General features: G+C 69.6%; 16 protein-coding genes. 6 read left to right on the top strand and 10 right to left on the bottom strand.

Features of this window, described 5'->3' with window-relative positions:
* Positions 1-33: 33 nt before the first annotated feature.
* The 9 genes from RHCRD62_RS22525 to RHCRD62_RS22485 all read right to left on the bottom strand — a co-directional run bounded on the left by RHCRD62_RS22525 (position 34) and on the right by RHCRD62_RS22485 (position 7,548).
* Positions 34-912: a DegV family protein gene (locus RHCRD62_RS22525; protein ID WP_050067006.1), complete on the bottom strand. Its 879-nt coding sequence runs from the start codon at positions 910-912 to the stop codon at positions 34-36.
* A 6-nt stretch (positions 913-918) separates the two neighbouring features.
* On the bottom strand, positions 919-1,722 hold the full coding sequence (gene octT, locus RHCRD62_RS22520; RefSeq protein WP_050067005.1) for a diglucosylglycerate octanoyltransferase: 804 nt from the start codon (positions 1,720-1,722) through the stop codon (positions 919-921).
* The gene (locus RHCRD62_RS22515) at positions 1,712-2,371 is read right to left on the bottom strand and encodes a histidine phosphatase family protein (protein WP_050067004.1); all 660 of its coding nucleotides are present in this window, start codon (positions 2,369-2,371) and stop codon (positions 1,712-1,714) included. The genes octT and RHCRD62_RS22515 overlap by 11 nt, the downstream gene beginning before the upstream one ends.
* Entirely contained in the window at positions 2,368-2,820 is a 453-nt protein-coding gene (gene rsfS / locus RHCRD62_RS22510) for a ribosome silencing factor (protein ID WP_050067003.1), read from the bottom strand. Before rsfS ends, RHCRD62_RS22515 begins: the two co-directional genes overlap by 4 nt.
* Complete coding sequence (gene nadD, locus RHCRD62_RS22505) at positions 2,821-3,513, bottom strand: nicotinate-nucleotide adenylyltransferase (RefSeq protein ID WP_050067002.1); 693 nt, start codon at positions 3,511-3,513, stop codon at positions 2,821-2,823.
* A 94-nt stretch (positions 3,514-3,607) separates the two neighbouring features.
* Complete coding sequence (locus tag RHCRD62_RS22500; protein ID WP_050067001.1) at positions 3,608-5,056, bottom strand: vWA domain-containing protein; 1,449 nt, start codon at positions 5,054-5,056, stop codon at positions 3,608-3,610.
* Between the two features lie 32 nt (positions 5,057-5,088).
* Positions 5,089-5,970 (bottom strand): AAA family ATPase, encoded by an 882-nt coding sequence (locus RHCRD62_RS22495; RefSeq protein ID WP_050067000.1) that lies wholly within the window; start codon positions 5,968-5,970, stop codon positions 5,089-5,091.
* Between the two features lie 60 nt (positions 5,971-6,030).
* Positions 6,031-7,305 carry a glutamate-5-semialdehyde dehydrogenase gene (locus RHCRD62_RS22490; protein ID WP_050067224.1) on the bottom strand — a complete coding sequence of 425 codons (1,275 nt, stop codon included), beginning with the start codon at positions 7,303-7,305 and terminating at the stop codon, positions 6,031-6,033.
* Between the two features lie 60 nt (positions 7,306-7,365).
* Positions 7,366-7,548 (bottom strand): hypothetical protein, encoded by a 183-nt coding sequence (locus RHCRD62_RS22485; protein WP_157051035.1) that lies wholly within the window; start codon positions 7,546-7,548, stop codon positions 7,366-7,368.
* A 112-nt stretch (positions 7,549-7,660) separates the two neighbouring features.
* Here RHCRD62_RS22485 and RHCRD62_RS22480 point away from each other — a divergent pair, with 112 nt between their 5' ends.
* The 3 genes from RHCRD62_RS22480 to RHCRD62_RS26210 all read left to right on the top strand — a co-directional run bounded on the left by RHCRD62_RS22480 (position 7,661) and on the right by RHCRD62_RS26210 (position 10,425).
* A complete protein-coding gene (locus RHCRD62_RS22480) occupies positions 7,661-8,530 on the top strand; it encodes a ribokinase (protein WP_050066998.1) in 870 nt (289 codons plus the stop codon).
* A gap of 102 nt (positions 8,531-8,632) precedes the next feature.
* Positions 8,633-9,427 carry an AMP-binding protein gene (locus RHCRD62_RS26215; protein WP_216596661.1) on the top strand — a complete coding sequence of 265 codons (795 nt, stop codon included), beginning with the start codon at positions 8,633-8,635 and terminating at the stop codon, positions 9,425-9,427.
* Positions 9,427-10,425: an AMP-dependent synthetase/ligase gene (locus tag RHCRD62_RS26210; protein WP_216596660.1), complete on the top strand. Its 999-nt coding sequence runs from the start codon at positions 9,427-9,429 to the stop codon at positions 10,423-10,425. Before RHCRD62_RS26215 ends, RHCRD62_RS26210 begins: the two co-directional genes overlap by 1 nt.
* A gap of 24 nt (positions 10,426-10,449) precedes the next feature.
* Here RHCRD62_RS26210 and RHCRD62_RS22470 read toward each other — a convergent pair whose 3' ends face one another.
* Positions 10,450-11,880, bottom strand: coding sequence for an amidohydrolase (locus RHCRD62_RS22470; RefSeq protein ID WP_253277443.1), 1,431 nt, complete (start codon positions 11,878-11,880; stop codon positions 10,450-10,452).
* Between the two features lie 74 nt (positions 11,881-11,954).
* On the opposite strand from RHCRD62_RS22470, the gene RHCRD62_RS22465 reads away from it, so the two are divergent.
* From RHCRD62_RS22465 to RHCRD62_RS22455, 3 genes are all read left to right on the top strand, one after another.
* On the top strand, positions 11,955-14,051 hold the full coding sequence (locus tag RHCRD62_RS22465; protein WP_050067223.1) for a RecQ family ATP-dependent DNA helicase: 2,097 nt from the start codon (positions 11,955-11,957) through the stop codon (positions 14,049-14,051).
* Between the two features lie 193 nt (positions 14,052-14,244).
* On the top strand, positions 14,245-14,772 hold the full coding sequence (ectA, locus tag RHCRD62_RS22460) for a diaminobutyrate acetyltransferase (protein WP_050066997.1): 528 nt from the start codon (positions 14,245-14,247) through the stop codon (positions 14,770-14,772).
* Positions 14,769-15,281 (top strand): aminotransferase class III-fold pyridoxal phosphate-dependent enzyme (locus RHCRD62_RS22455; protein WP_157051034.1); only part of this gene is annotated, 513 nt, incomplete at its 3' end. The genes ectA and RHCRD62_RS22455, both read left to right, overlap by 4 nt.

The raw sequence follows: 15,281 nt of genomic DNA, 5'->3' as shown, positions 1-15,281 counted from the left end.
GCGTGGCCTGTGGATGAATTGGCGCCCTGTGTACTACTCGGGCGCGTCGGCCCCGCCGGGCACCACGAGCACCCCGACTGCGCCGGGCCCGAGATGACTCGCGACGACCGGGCCGAGTTCGGCTACAACGAACTCGCCTGCGCCGGGGAGTCGTTCGCGGAGCGCCGCCGCGACCTGCTCCGCCCGCTCGGCGGCGCCGACGTGATGCACCGCGACCGCGACGTCGCCTGCGTCGGATCCGGACAGCTCCCTGGTGCCGGACTCCGCCAGTTCGACGGCGCCGTCGACGAGCCTGCCGATCGCCTTGGTGGCGGTCCGCGTCTTCTCCCGGAGCACCAGTTTCCCGTCGACCAGGTGCAGCACCGGCTTCATCGCGAGGGCGGTTCCGAACAGTGCGGCCGCCGTGCCGATCCGGCCGCCGCGGCGCAGGTGGTCGAGCCGGTCGACCATGATGAGGACGCGACCCCGGTCGGCGACCTCCACGGCCCGCTCGTACACCGCGCGCAGGCTACCGCCCGCCCGGGCGAGGCGAGCCGCGGCGAGCACCGCATAGCCCAATGCCATTGCCGTGGAACGGGAGTCGACGATGCGAACCTTGTCCCCCAGTTCCTGCGACGCCTGCCGCCCGGCCTCCCAGGTCCCGGACAGTTGCCGCGAGATGTGCACGGCGACGACACCGTCCCCGGCGCTGTCCTCGAGGGCACGGGCGTAGGCGTCCGTCAGCTCACCCGGCGACGCCCCCGAGGTGGTGATGCCCGCGCCGACGAACAGGTTCGCCGGCATCGCGTCGACACCTTCGCGCAGGTCGGTCCCGTCGACGAGTACGTGCAGCGGGACCACCCGGATACCCAGGTCCTCCGCGACCTTCGGTTCGAGACCGCAGGACGAGTCCGTGACCACGACGACCGCCATGGGCGACTACCGGGCTCCGTCGGCGGCCGGGTCCACGACATCGGCAGCGCGGGCGGCAGCAGCCGCGACGGCGGCGCGGATGGTCGGGAGCATCGCCTCGGCGACCGCGGCGTGGCCGGCCCACCCCCAGTGGATGCCGTCGGGATTCCCTTCACCGGAGTAGATGTCGGGACGGACCGCCTGGGCGAGGTCGACCAGTGGCACGTCCTTCTCGCTGCTCCACGCTTCGAGTGCGTTGACGGCCGCCGTACGACCAGCGTGCACCTTGCCGTAGGCGTCGCTGAGGTGCACGGACGGCAGGCAGCCGATGATCGGCAACTCCGGCCGCATGTACTCGAGCGAGGTGCGGCACTCCTCGAGATACTCGACGCTGAGCCTCGGGGGCAGCGCGACGGGCCATCCCAGCGGCGCGAGCCGGGGCTGCAGCCACTGGTAGGCGTTGCGGACCTGGCGACGCAGGGCGGGTGGGCGGATGTACCGCAGCGTCTCGCGCAGCGCGGTCGGCAGCGGGGACGGCAACGAGTCCATGCCGCCGACCGCGAACACCACCGCGCCCGCGCGCGGCACGGTCGCCCACACGCGCGGGTCCTGGATCAGGGCCCAGTAGGCGTCGCGGCTGGTCCACCCGATGCGGGCGACCAGTTCGACGTCCCAGCCGAGTTCCGCGGCGACGATGTTCGGCCAGATCTTCGGGTGGTCGGCGGCGAGCCCGCCCTTCGGTCCGAAGTAGGACAGGGAGTCCGCGATCACCAACAGCGTCGGACGATCGGCGGATTCGGCGGCGGCACCGCCCGCGAGGTCAGAGGACATCGCCGGCCACCGCTGCGGACGCGTTCCACACGTCGAGACGCCATGAGACGGCACCGGGTTCGCCGTGCCCGCTGAGCTGCACCCAGCTGGTGTTGCCCAGGCCACCGAGGACGGGCCAGCGGTCCACGGGAAGGTCGAGGAGCGCGGCGGTCAGCGCCGCGATGAGACCACCGTGCGCGACGAGCACCACGGGCGACTCACCCCACTCGGGACGGTCGGCGACGAGTTCGTCCACGACCGGCACGGCACGCCGCGCGACGTCGATGCGACTCTCGCCGCCGGGCGGCGTCCAGGACGCGTCGGCACGCCAGGCGGCCCGCGCTCCGGGGTCGCGCTCGTCGACCTGGGTGTGCGTGAGGCCCTGCCACTCCCCGAGGTGGGTTTCCCGCAGGCGGATGTCGGTGGTGACGGTCAGGCCGGCGTGCTCGCCCAGGGCGGCTGCGGTGTCCGACGCACGCCGCAGGTCCGAGCTGACGATCGCGGCGGGCCCGCGCTCCGCGAGTACCTTCGCCGCCGACTTCGCCTGGATTCGGCCGAGCTCGGACAGGTCGGTGTCGAGTTGCCCCTGCATCCGGTCGCCCGCGTTGTACTCCGTCTGCCCGTGCCGAAGCAGGATCAGCCGCCGCGAATGCGGCAGCGCGGACGTCACAGTCCGGACTCCGGGGCAGCGTCGTCCAGGCCCGCGCGGTCGTCGGTGATGACGCCGTCGGAATCGGCACCCCACTCGGACGTGGGTGCCTCGATGCCGTCGATCGTCACGACGGGGCAGTCCTTCCAGAGCCGCTCGAGGCCGTAGAAGTTGCGCTCGTCGTCGTGCTGCACATGGACGACCATGTCGACGTAGTCGAGCAGTGCCCAACGACCCTCGCGGGTGCCTTCCTTGCGAACCGGCTTGTGCCCGGCTTCACGCAGCTTGTCCTCGATGTTCTCGACGACCGAATTGACCTGACGCTCGTTGGACGCGGACGCGATGACGAAGCAGTCGGTGATGACCAACTGTTCCGACACGTCCAGAACCACCACGTCCTTGGCCAGCTTCTCGTCGGCGGCCAACGCGGCAATCCGCGACATCTCGAGTGCTTCGGCGGATGCGCTCACTTAACTGTTCTCCCGGTTCTGGGTTCGGCTGGTGTTCTGGGTCGTGCCCGTGTCGTGCTGCGGTGCCGGTCCCGACACCGTGATCGCGCCGTCGTGACGCTCCGCGCCCCGGGGTCGATACAGGTTCCGCTTCGAGATGTACTGCACCACCCCGTCCGGCACCAGGTACCAGACGGGACGGTTCTCACTCGCCCGCAAGCGGCAGTCGGTCGACGAGATCGCCATCGCGGGAATCTCGACGAGCGTCAACGCGTCGGCGGGCTGGCCGGCGAGGTGCTCGGCGAGGTGGTCGCCACCGAGTTCGTATCCGGGCCTGCTCACACCCACGAACTTCGCCAGCTCGAACATCTCCTCCCAATTCTGCCAGGTGAGGATCGTCTCGACCGCGTCGGCGCCCGTGATGAAGTACAGGTCCGCGTCGGGGTGCTGGTCACGCAGGTCGCGCAGGGTGTCGACGGTATAGGTGTCCTTGTGCCGGTCGACGTCGACGCGGCTGACCGAGAAACTCGGATTGGACGCCGTCGCGATGACCGTCATGAGGTAGCGGTCCTCGGCGCCGCTGACGTTCTTGCCCGCCTTCTGCCACGGCTGGCCGGTCGGCACGAAGATGACCTCGTCGAGATCGAAGAGATCCTTGACCTCACTCGCTGCGACGAGGTGACCGTGGTGGATGGGGTCGAAGGTGCCACCCATGACTCCCAGCCTGCGGCGACGCGCTGCCGCTTTCTCTCCCTTGTGCACGAGAGTCGAGCTTACTGGGAGGCCGCGGGGTGAATTCGCCACCACGTCACACCGGCAACAGCCCCGCAACGACCGCGGCCAGCTGCTGCGCGTTGCGGCACTCGTGCATCGGTACGACGTCGGCGTACACGTTGGCGGCGGAGTCGCCGCCGCCCCACTGGCCGCGCGGCTCGGGGTTGAGCCAATGCGTGTGTTTGGCGACCGTGGCCAGGTGCGCCAGTGTCGCGAGGTTGGGGTCGCGATAGTTGTTGCGCGCATCGCCGAGGATGAGCAGCGACGAGCGGCCCGTCAGGCTGTGCGCGAACCGCTCGGCGAAGACCCCGATCGCGTTTCCGTAGTCGGAGTGCCCGTCGTACGCGATGAGGTCGGCCTCGCGGATCATGCGCGACATCGACACGCCGAGGTCGGCGCCCGAGTCGAAGAACCGGGTGACCTCGTCGGTGGTGTCGATGAACGCGAACACCCGGACCCGGGCGAACTGCTCGCGCAGCGCGTGCACGAGCAGCAGCGTGAAGTTGGAGAACCCGGCGACCGAGCCGGACACATCGCACAGCACGACGAGCTCGGGGCGTGCCGGACGCGGTTTGCGCAGCACGAGGTCGATGGGGACGCCGCCGGTGGACATCGACTTGCGCAGCGTCTTGCGGAGGTCGATGGCGCCGGCCCGCGCACGTTTGCGGCGCGCCGCGAGCCTGCTCGCGAGCTTGCGGGCGAGCGGATTGACGGTACGTTTGAGCGTGACCATCTCCGAGTCGGTGGCACGGAGGAAGTCGACCTCCTCGGCGAGCTTCGGAACGCCGTAGCTCGCGACGCGCTCCTTGCCGAGCTGCTCGGCGGAGCGGCGACGCGTCTCGATCTCGACCATCTTGCGGAAGTCGGCGATCCGCTGCGCGGCCGTGCGGCGGGCGATCTCGGTCGCGTAATCGTCGGCCTGGTGCTCACCCTTGCTCGAATGCCCGAGCAGGCCGTCGAGGATCCGGGACACGAGCGTCTCCGGGGCCACGTCCCGCAGTGCCTGATAGGCGGAGAACGACGGCCCCTTCGCGGACTGGTACTGGCCCAGTTCCTCCACGAGACGCGAGGTGAGCTGCTCGATCAGTTGCAGGGACTCCGCGGACCCGTCGACGAGCAGTCCCGCGATCAACTCGCGCAGCGCCTCGAAGTCGACCTCACCGTTCTCGCCGCGCGGGATCTCGATCTCGACGTCACCACTGCCGTCGGTGCGCGCTCCGACCGCGGCCGGGAACCACAGGTCGAACAGCGCGTCGTACGTGGCGCGGTGCGTCGGTCGACGCAGCAGCGCGCACGCCAACCCCTCCCGCACCGACTCCCGGTCGAGCAGGTCCAGAACCGACATCACCTGTCCGGCGTCGACGGTCTCGGACGGTCCGACCGCGATTCCGCGCTTACGGAGGGCTTCGACGAAGTCGACGAGGTGCCCGGGCAGCCCGTACGGTGCTGCCGGAACCCCCGACCTGCCTGCGGTGACGGCCATGAGGCCTCCCTAGTCGTTAGTTGACCTAGTCGTTAGTTGAGCCGGAGTTCCGACTCGGCGCGCTGCTGGTCGGCCTGGTGCTTGAGGACGACGCCGAGGGTCGTGCGGATCGCCTCGTCGTCGAGGGTGTCCATGCCGAGCGCGAGCAGGGTCCGACCCCAGTCGATGGTCTCCGCCACGGACGGCAGCTTCTTGAGCTGCATGCCGCGCAGAACCCGCACCGTGCGGACGAGCTGTTCGGCGATCGCCTCGGGCAGTTCGGGCACGCGGCTGGCCAGGATCCGGCGTTCGAGATCGGCATCCGGGAAGTCGAGGTGCAGGAAGAGGCAGCGCCGCTTGAGCGCCTCGGACAGTTCACGGGTGCCGTTGGACGTCAGCACCGTGAACGGCTTTCGGGTTGCGGTGATGGTGCCGAGCTCGGGCACCGTGACGGCGAAGTCGCTGAGGACCTCGAGGAGCAAACCCTCGATCTCCACATCGGCCTTGTCGACCTCGTCGATCAGCAGGACAGTCGGATCCGAGCGCCGGATGGCGGTCAGCAGTGGACGCGAGAGCAGGAACTCCTCGGCGAAGACGTCCTGCCGGGTGTCCTCCCACGAGTTCTCGGTGCTCGACTGGATCCGCAGGATCTGCTTGGCGTGGTTCCACTCGTACAGGGCGCGCGACTCGTCGACACCCTCGTAGCACTGGAGACGGACGAGTTCGGCGCCCGCCGTCTGCGCGACCGCGCGCGACAATTCGGTCTTGCCGACTCCGGCGGGACCCTCGATCAGCAGCGGCTTGCCGAGTCGATCCGCGAGGAACACCGCGGTCGCGGTCCCCTTGTCCGCGAGGTAACCGGTCTCGGCGAGACGCGTGATCACGTCGTCGACGCTGGCGAAGACGGGCGGGGTGGTCGGGAGTGCTCGATCCACGGGGGAACCTTTCGTACGGGCCGGGTGACTGGGCAGCCGGGTCGGGCGGGGCGGCCGGGATCAGGCGGGGCGGGTGTGGCCGTCGCCCCACACCACCCATTTGGTCGAGGTCAGCTCAGGCAGTCCCATCGGGCCCCGGGCGTGCAGCTTCTGGGTGGAGATGCCGATCTCGGCACCGAACCCGAACTGCTCGCCGTCGGTGAACGCGGTCGACGCGTTCACCATGACCGCGGCCGCGTCGACGCGGGCGGTGAACTCGCGGGCCGCGGCCAGGTTGTCGGTGACGATGGCCTCGGTGTGACCGGTGCCGTAACGGTCGATGTGCGCCACGGCCTCGTCGAGGTCGGCGACGACCTTCATGGCGATGTCGAGGGTGAGGTATTCCTCGGTCCAGTCGGCTTCGGTCGCGGGGACCTGACCGTCGAGGTCGCCGTGGATGACGACGCCTGCGGTCTGCAACGCCTGGGTGAGCGCGGGCACCGCGACGTCCGCGATCGCGGCGTCGATGAGGACCGTCTCGGCTGTGTTGCACACGCTGGGTCGGCGGGTCTTCGCGTTGAGGACGATGTCGCGGGCCCGGTCCAGGTCGGCGGCTGCGTGCACGTAGACGTGGCAGTTACCGACGCCGGTCTCGATGGTCGGCACGGTGGCATCACGGACGACGGCGTTGATGAGACCGGCGCCGCCGCGAGGGATGACGACGTCGACGAGGCCGCGGGCCTGGATCAGATGGGTGACGGACGAGCGGTCCTCGGACGGCAGCAACTGGACGGCGTCGGCGGGCAGACCCTGCTCGGTGAGTGCGGCACGCAGCACCTCGACCAGTGCCGCGTTGGATGCCTTCGCCGACGACGAGCCGCGCAGCAGGGCGGCGTTGCCGGACTTGAGGGCGAGCCCGAAGGCATCGACGGTGACGTTCGGGCGGGCCTCGTAGACCATGCCGACGACGCCGAGAGGCACCCGCAGCTGCCGGATCTCGAGTCCGTTCGGGAGCGTGGAGCCGCGTACGACCTCACCGACCGGGTCGGCCAGCCCGGCGACCTGACGCAGCCCCGAAGCGATGCCGTCGATGCGGTCGGCGGTGAGCCGGAGCCGGTCGATCAGGGATTCCTCGGTACCCGCTGCGCGCGCGGTCTCGACGTCCACGGCATTGGCGGCGAGCACCGCATCGGTGGCGGCGAGGACAGCGTCGGCGGCGGCGTGCAGCGCGGCGTCCTTCTGGGCCGTTGTCAGCAGGGCCAGCGCCTTCGACGCCACCCGGGCCCGGCGGGCCGCGTCGTGCACGGCTTTCCGGATCGTGTCCGTCCCCAGCTCTTGCTCGTTCACCGCTGTCATGAACACAGCCTAACGATCGTTGGGGAGGAGGTCAGCGCCGTACCCGGCGGACGAGGTGTCTCACCCCGCGCTGGCGGCGTCGCGACGCTGCTGCCTGCGCCCACCCTTCCCGTCGTGCGCCCGACGTCCAGGAATGCGATGTGCCCGCCGACGCAGCGCCAACTCGTGCTGGAGCCGCTCCGGCGACAACTTGCCGGGGCCGTGGATACGGGTGCCGTCGCCTCGCTCGATCGTCGCCGCCATGCGCAATGTCCTCCCCCGAAACCGATCCGTCGGGTGCACCGTAGAGGCACGGTCCGACAGCGTCATCCGATTTTCGGCTGCCCGCCCCGGCCACTGCCTTAACCTCGGAAACATGCCTGCGCGCGTGACGGTCCTCGGCAGCGTCAACATGGATCTGGTCGCGACGACCGCCGTCCGCCCGACCGGCGGGGAGACGGTGCTGGGGACGGCTTTCGCAACCGGCCCCGGCGGCAAGGGGTCGAACCAGGCGATCGCCGCCGCTCGTGCCGGTGCCCGCACCTGCTTCCTCGGTGCGGTCGGCGACGACGCCTTCGCCTCGACGCTGCGCGGCACGCTCGCCGCGGCCGGCGTCGACATCGACCTGCTCCGGGTGATTCCGGGACCGAGCGGTGTCGCGGTCATCGTCGTCGACGCCGCGGGCGAGAACTCGATCGTCGTGGTGCCGGGGGCGAACGGTGCGTTCACGGACCTCGACGACCAGGAGCTGGCGCGGATCGCGCAGTCGGACGTGCTGCTGTGCCAGTTCGAGACGCCGATGGACACGGTCGTCTCGGCCGCCGCGCACGCGCACTCCGCGGGCACCCTCGTGTTCGTGAACCCGTCTCCGGTCCAACCTCCTCCGACCGACCTGATCGGATCGGTCGACGTGCTGATCGTGAACGAGACGGAGTTCGCGCAGCTCGGATCCGCGAGCGTCGAACGGGTGCCGCACGTCGTGACGACGCTCGGTGGGCGCGGCGCGACATGGCGGGGACCGGACGGTGTCGCCGTGCACGTCGCCGCACCCCCGGTCGCGGTCGTCGACACCACCGGCGCGGGTGACGCGTTCGCGGGCGCCCTCGCCGCGTCCTGGCATCTGGGGCCCGAACGCGCACTGCGCCGCGCCGTCGTCGGAGGGTCGCTGGCGACGACCCGGGCGGGCGCAGCGGTGTCCTCCCCCACTGCCGACGAGGTGGACGCACTGCTCGCCCGACACTCCTGAACGCAAACCCACCCCCGAATCGTTCGTGCGGCATACCATCACCGCACCGCGGCCAGGGTGAGCAAGGTCACAGGCCGCTCCTCGCGATCGGAGAATGTGCGTATGAATCGGACAGTTGCGGGCAAGACCATCGCCGACCTCGTCTTCCGCGCCGCGGAGGAGTACGGAGACCGGCCCGCCGCCCGCTGGCAGAGTGTCCCGGACACCTGGGAACAGTTCTCCTTCCGCGATCTGGCCGAGCGGGTCGACGAGTTCGGTGCCGGACTGATCGACCTCGGACTGGGCGTCGGCGACCGCGTCGCCGTGCTGGCGAGCACCCGCCTCGACTGGTCCGTCGCACACCTCGCCATCGTCGCGGCCGCGGGCGTACACGTTTCCGTCTACCCGACCAACTCCCCCGACGAATGCGCCTGGGTCGTCGGCAACTCCGAGGCCCGCGGCATCGTCTGCGAGAACGCCGAACAGGTCGCGAAGATCGTCGCCGTCCGCGACCAGTTGCCCGCGCTGGAGTGGATCGCCGTGCTGGAGGGCGACGCCGGCGGCGCGATCTCGGCCGACGAGATCCGCAGGCGCGGACGCGAGGCGGGCGCCGACGAACTGCGCCGCCGGGCGGCGGCCGTCGACCCGACGGACCCGTATGTCTTCATGTACACCTCGGGAACCACCGGTCCACCGAAGGGATGCGTGCTCTCCCACGGCAACTACCGCGCCATCATGACCGCGAACGACAGCCTCGACGCCCTCGACGGCATCACGACGGACAAGGACATGGTGCTGTACCTGTTCCTGCCGCTCGCACACGCCTTCGCACTGCTGTTTCAGCTGATGACGTTCGACCGCGGTGGCGTCATCGCCTACTGGGGCGGCGACACCACCCGCATCGTGGGGGCGAGGTGATGACCGTCCGGCCGACACATCTGCCGTCGGTGCCGCGCGTCTTCGAGAAGATCTACACCCTCGCTGTCGGATCGAAGCCCGCCGAGGAGCAGGAGCGAATCCTGGCGGCCGCCGCACTCGGTGTGCGCGTCCGGGACATGCAGGCGGCGGGCGAGCCGGTGCCCGCGGAACTGCAGGAGATGTTCGATGCCGCCGAAACCGCCCTGTTCCAGGGTGTTCGAGCCCTGTTCGGCGGCAACCTCGACCTCGCGATCACCGGCGCGGCCCCGATCGCGAAGGAGATCCTCGAGTTCTTCTACGGCTGTGGGGTTCCGCTGATGGAGGGCTTCGGCATGACCGAGACCTCGACGGGCGCGACCGTCAACACCGTCAAGCATCACCGGTTCGGCACGGTCGGTAGGCCGCTGCCCGGCATCGAGGCCCGGGTCGCCGAAGACGGCGAACTGCTCCTCAAGGGCGGCAACATCTTCCAGGGCTACTACAAGATGGACGACGCCTCCTTCGGCGCCGTCACCGACGGCTGGTTGCACACCGGCGACCTCGCCTCGATCGACGCGGACGGGTACGTCTCGATCATCGGCCGCAAGAAGGACATCATCGTCACCTCCGGCGGCAAGAACCTGACTCCCGCCAATCTGGAGAACGACCTCAAGCGGTCGCCATGGATCAGTCAGGCCGTCATGCACGGCGATCGGCGTCCCTATCCGGTGGTGCTGGTGACTCTCGATCCCGAGACGGTGCTGCCGTGGGCGCAGGCGCAAGGACTACCGGAGTCGATCGCGGAACTTGCGACGCACCCCTCGGTCGTCGGCCTCGTCCAGCAGGCGGTGGATGCGGCGAACGCGAAACTCGCCCAGCCCGAACAGGTCAAGAAGTTCGCGATCGCCGACCGCGACCTCGCGCAGGAGACGGGCGAGCTGACCCCGACGCTCAAGATCAAGCGGAAGGTGGTCGGGGAGAACTTCGCGGCCGTGTTCGACGCCCTGTACGTGGACTGACGGCAGCGCTCGCCTTCGCTGCCGTCATGCGTCGGCGAAGGCGAGCCCCCGCTCCGCCAGTTCGTCTCCGAGGATCCGAATCGCCTTGGGGCCGACTCCGTGGATTGCCAGCAACGCTGTCGCGGCGACGGACGTCAACTGCTCGTACCGCGTGTACCCGTGTGCGGAGAGCTCCCGCGCAGCGACCTTGCCGATGGTGCGCGGAAACTCTGTCGTCCCCGGCGCCGCGGCGCCGAGCCATTCCTGCGCGGCCACGACCAGCGCCGCAACCCCGACATCGAGAGTCGGACGCACGACTGGAGCGAACTGCGGGGAATGGTTGGACGGCAACCCCTTCCCCTCCTCGATCTCGAACCCTCCGATGAACCAGTAGGCCAGCGGGACTCCGAGCTCGGTGGCGAGGTCACCGACGTCCTCGCTGCCCGCGACGGGTCCGATCTCGAACACCTTGTCGGCGCCGAGCATTCCGCCGAGCGCGACGAGGGTGCGCCGGGTCGCGTCCACGTCGTTGACGGTCAGCGGGAAGCTGTTCAGGTCGATGATCTCGGGCGGACGCGGGGCCCGCGACGCCTCGGCCTCGGCGTTCGCGATCCGGGCGATGCCCTCCGCCAACTGCTCGGCGACGTGCGTCTCGAACGCGCGGGTGTTGACCTTGAGCACGGCTTCGTCCGGGATGACGTTCTCCTTGGTGCCCGCCTGGAACGAGCCGACCGTCACGACGGCCGGGTTCGTCGGCGAGACCTCCCGGGAGACGAGCGTCTGCAACCGCATCACCGTGGACGCGCCCATCACCACCGGGTCGACACACTGGTCGGGCGTCGATCCGTGGCCACCGCGACCGAACAGCCGGATCTGCATGCTGCGTGCGGCTGCCATTGCAGTTCCGGGGCTGGCGAACACGGACCCGACCGGACCCGGCATGACGTGCTGTCCGAGGACCACCGACGGCCGCGGAATCCGCGAGTAGAGACCGTCGTCGATCATGCTGCGCGCGCCGTCCCCTAGTTCCTCCGCCGGCTGGAACAGGGCGATCACCGTGCCCGACCAGTGCCCGCGTGCGCGAACGAGGAGATCGGCCGCACCGAGGAGGCAGGTGACGTGCATGTCGTGGCCGCAGGCGTGCATGACGGGCACCGTCTCGCCCGCCGAGTTCACCGTCGTCGCGGTGGAGGCGTATTCGAGGCCGGTGTCCTCCCGCACGGGCAGCGCGTCCATGTCGGCGCGAAGCAGCACGACCGGCCCGTCCCCGTTGACGAGAACGCCGACCACGCCGGTGCCACCGATCCCGCTGGTGACGTCGTACCCGGACGCGGCGAGCCGTTCGGCGACGATGCCGGCCGTCCTGTGCTCCTCGTAGGAGAGTTCGGGATGCGCGTGCAGGTCTCGATACAGGTCGGCCAGCTCGCCCGCGAGCACGTCGAAGCCGCCGAGGATCGGGTGATCTGTCAGGTCCATCGCTCAGGCCTACCAGACGGCGACCCCCGCAGCGTGCAGGCGTCGTGTCGGTGTCGTCCGGCACGATGGACGCCATGACCTCCGCAGCGACCGATCTCCGCGCCGACGCCGAGTCCCTGCTCCGTGAACTCGCGGGACCGGACGCCCGGCTGCGCGAGGACCAGTGGACCGCGATCGAGGCGCTGGTGGTGCACCGGCAGCGGGCACTGGTCGTCCAGCGCACCGGCTGGGGCAAGTCGGCCGTGTACTTCATCTCCGCGAAGCTGCTGCGCGCCCGGGGGCTCGGTCCCACGGTCATCGTCTCGCCACTGCTGGCACTGATGCGCAACCAGGTCGACTCCGCGGCGCGCGCCGGTGTCCGGGCAGCCACCGTCAACTCCGGCAACGTCACCGAGTGGGACGAGATCCATCAGCGGATCGCCGACGGCGAGGTGGACGTGCTGCTGGTGAGCCCCGAGCGCCTGAACAACCCGGACTTCCGAGACCAGGTGCTGCCGTCGCTGGCCGCCGACGCCGGCCTCGTGGTGGTCGACGAGGCGCATTGCGTCTCCGACTGGGGGCACGACTTCCGTCCCGACTACCGCCGCATCCGCACCCTCGTCGCCGATCTCGGCGACGGCATCCCCGTGCTCGCCACCACCGCGACGGCGAACGACCGCGTCGTCTCCGACGTCGCTGCGCAGCTCGGTGTCGGGGGCGCGGAGACGCTGGTGCTGCGCGGCGGCCTCGACCGCGAGTCGCTCAGCCTGTCGGTGGTGCGTATCGACGAGGCCACCAAGCGCGCCGCGTGGCTCGGGCAGCATCTGCACTCGTTGCCGGGGTCCGGGATCGTCTACACGCTGACGGTCTCGGCGGCACAGGAACTGGCCGCCCTGCTCACCGATCAGGGCCACACGGTCGCGGCCTACACCGGGCAGACGGATCCCGCGGAACGCGAGCAGCTCGAGGCCGACCTGCTGGCGAACCGGGTGAAGGCACTCGTCGCGACATCGGCGCTCGGCATGGGGTTCGACAAGCCGGACCTCGGGTTCGTCGTGCATCTGGGGGCGCCGTCGTCTCCGATCTCCTACTACCAGCAGGTGGGCCGAGCCGGCCGCTCCACGGACCGCGCCGAGGTGGTGCTGCTGCCCGGCCACGAGGATCGGCAGATCTGGAGTTGGTTCGCGTCCGTCGCCTTCCCGCGTGAGCACATCGTGCGGCAGGTCCTCGAGGCACTCGATCTCGAGCGCCCGCAGTCGACGCAGGCACTCGAACCCCTCGTCGAGCTCAACCGCTCGCGTCTGGAGATGGTGCTCAAGGTCCTCGACGTCGACGGCGCGGTGCGCCGGGTCCGCGGCGGCTGGATCGGCACCGGACAGCCGTGGGTGTACGACGCACCGCGCTACGAGCGGCTCGAGCAGGCCCGGGCGGCCGAGCAGCAGGCGATGATCGACTACCAGAGCACCCCCATGTGCCGGATGGAGTTCCTGCGCCGCCAACTCGACGACCCGCTGCTCGGCGACACACCCGCCCCCTGCGGCCGCTGCGACAACTGCACCGGCGTCGGCCCCGACACCAGCGTCGACGAGCAGTCCGTGACGCGCACCAGGGCCCGCCTCGACCGGCCGGGCGTCGACCTGACACCACGCAAGCAGTGGCCCACCGGCCTGGCGAAGCTCGGCCTGTCCCTGTCCGGAAGGATCACCGACGGGCCACAGACCGGACGCGCGATAGGCAGGCTCTCCGACCTCGGCTGGGGCTCTCGACTGCGCGCTCTGTTCGACGCGCCGGACGGCCCGGTTCCCGACGCAATCGTCGACGCCGCGATCCGGGTGCTCTCCGCCTGGGACTGGGAGGTCCGCCCGACCGGCGTCATGGCGGTCGAGTCGGACGTCCGGCCGCAGTTGGTGTCCTCGCTGGCGGCGCGGCTGGCGCAGGTGGGCAGACTCGCCGACCTGGGAACCCTGCACCGCACTCCCGGACGCCCCCCGGTCTCGGCTGCGAACTCCGCGTACCGCGTCGCGGGCCTGACGGGTGCGTTCCTCACCCCCGGCCCGCTCCCTGCCGACGGCCCGGTGCTCCTCGTCGACGACCTCTGGGATACCGGCTGGACGCTGACGACCGCCGCGCGGGAGCTGCGTGCGGCCGGCGCCCCCGCGGTGCTTCCGTTCGCAATCGCCACGCCGAACTGATCCCGACGGGGCGCCGGCAGCCTTCCGGCGACCCGGTGCCGGGCAGGACAATCGCCCGGAGGCGGTCCACTGCTACACGAATGTGTCGCACCTCACACCCGCCGTCTCACCTGGGACGGACCGGGTATATCGCCACCCTCGCCAACCAGGGGTGTGCCCTGAATGAGATCGGGTTGTTACGTTCGAGTTGCATATGAAGCCCTTCACGGAGAGCACTACCCCAACTGAGATCGCCTGCCGCAGACCGACGGTCGACGACGGGACCAGGATCTGGGAGATCGCCCGCGACTCACGCGTGCTCGATCTCAATTCCAGCTATTCCTACCTGTTGTGGTGCAGGGACTTCCACGACTGCTCCGTCGTCGCAGAACTCGACGGCCGCGTCGTCGGATTCGTCACCGGTTACGTCCGACGTGACGACCCCAGCACACTGTTCGTCTGGCAGGTGGCCGTCGACGAGTCCGCTCGCGGACACGGCGTGGCAGCAGCCATGCTGAACGAACTCCTGGACCACCTTTCCCACCAGGGCATTACCCGCCTGGAAACCACGATCAGCCCGGACAACGGTGCTTCGATCGCCATGTTCACATCCCTTGCCCGACACCGCTACACCACGATCACGAAGCGAGAACTGTTCACTCCCAGCCATTTTCCCGATGCGCACGAATCCGAAGAGCTCTACATCATCGGGGACACGAGCACCGAAGGAGCGCAACGATGACAATCGCCATCGACACCACCATCTTCACCGATCTCGAGTCCGAGGTTCGCAGCTACAGCAGGTCCTGGCCCACCGTCTTCACCTCCGCCAAAGGATCCTGGCTCCGCACCGAAGACGGACGCGACTACCTCGACTTCTTCGCAGGCGCAGGCGCACTCAACTACGGACACAACAACCCCGTCCTCAAACGCGCCCTCCTCGACTACCTCGACAGCGACGGCATCACCCACAGCCTCGACATGCACACCGTCGCCAAACGCCGNTTCCTCGAAACCTTCGACGCCCTCGTCCTCGCACCCCGAAACCTCCCCTACAAAGTCCAGTTCCCCGGACCCACCGGCACCAACGCCGTCGAAGCCGCACTCAAACTCGCCCGCAAGGTCACCGGACGCGAATCGATCGTCAACTTCACCAACGCCTTCCACGGCATGACCCTCGGCTCCCTCNCCGTCACCGGCAACTCCATGCAACGCGCCGGCGCCGTCATCCCCCTCGCCCACCCCACCCCC

The organism is Rhodococcus sp. RD6.2 (genome assembly GCF_001040705.1).
Lineage (GTDB): Bacteria > Actinomycetota > Actinomycetes > Mycobacteriales > Mycobacteriaceae > Rhodococcus_G.
The sequence above is the reverse complement of the archived record's forward strand: the minus strand, read 5'-3'. Positions and strand labels throughout refer to the sequence as shown.

Bases quoted from the DNA above. Each gene is read 5' to 3' on its own strand.
- RHCRD62_RS22490 (WP_050067224.1), bottom strand. From the start codon at position 7,305: ATGACAGCGGTGAACGAGCAAGAGCTGGGGACGGACACGATCCGGAAA.
- RHCRD62_RS26215 (WP_216596661.1), top strand. From the start codon at position 8,633: ATGAATCGGACAGTTGCGGGCAAGACCATCGCCGACCTCGTCTTCCGC.
- nadD (WP_050067002.1), bottom strand. From the start codon at position 3,513: ATGGGTGGCACCTTCGACCCCATCCACCACGGTCACCTCGTCGCAGCG.
- RHCRD62_RS22470 (WP_253277443.1), bottom strand. From the start codon at position 11,880: ATGGACCTGACAGATCACCCGATCCTCGGCGGCTTCGACGTGCTCGCG.
- octT (WP_050067005.1), bottom strand. From the start codon at position 1,722: ATGTCCTCTGACCTCGCGGGCGGTGCCGCCGCCGAATCCGCCGATCGT.
- RHCRD62_RS22525 (WP_050067006.1), bottom strand. From the start codon at position 912: ATGGCGGTCGTCGTGGTCACGGACTCGTCCTGCGGTCTCGAACCGAAG.
- RHCRD62_RS26210 (WP_216596660.1), top strand. From the start codon at position 9,427: ATGACCGTCCGGCCGACACATCTGCCGTCGGTGCCGCGCGTCTTCGAG.
- RHCRD62_RS22480 (WP_050066998.1), top strand. From the start codon at position 7,661: ATGCCTGCGCGCGTGACGGTCCTCGGCAGCGTCAACATGGATCTGGTC.
- ectA (WP_050066997.1), top strand. From the start codon at position 14,245: ATGAAGCCCTTCACGGAGAGCACTACCCCAACTGAGATCGCCTGCCGC.
- RHCRD62_RS22500 (WP_050067001.1), bottom strand. From the start codon at position 5,056: ATGGCCGTCACCGCAGGCAGGTCGGGGGTTCCGGCAGCACCGTACGGG.
- RHCRD62_RS22465 (WP_050067223.1), top strand. From the start codon at position 11,955: ATGACCTCCGCAGCGACCGATCTCCGCGCCGACGCCGAGTCCCTGCTC.
- RHCRD62_RS22485 (WP_157051035.1), bottom strand. From the start codon at position 7,548: ATGGCGGCGACGATCGAGCGAGGCGACGGCACCCGTATCCACGGCCCC.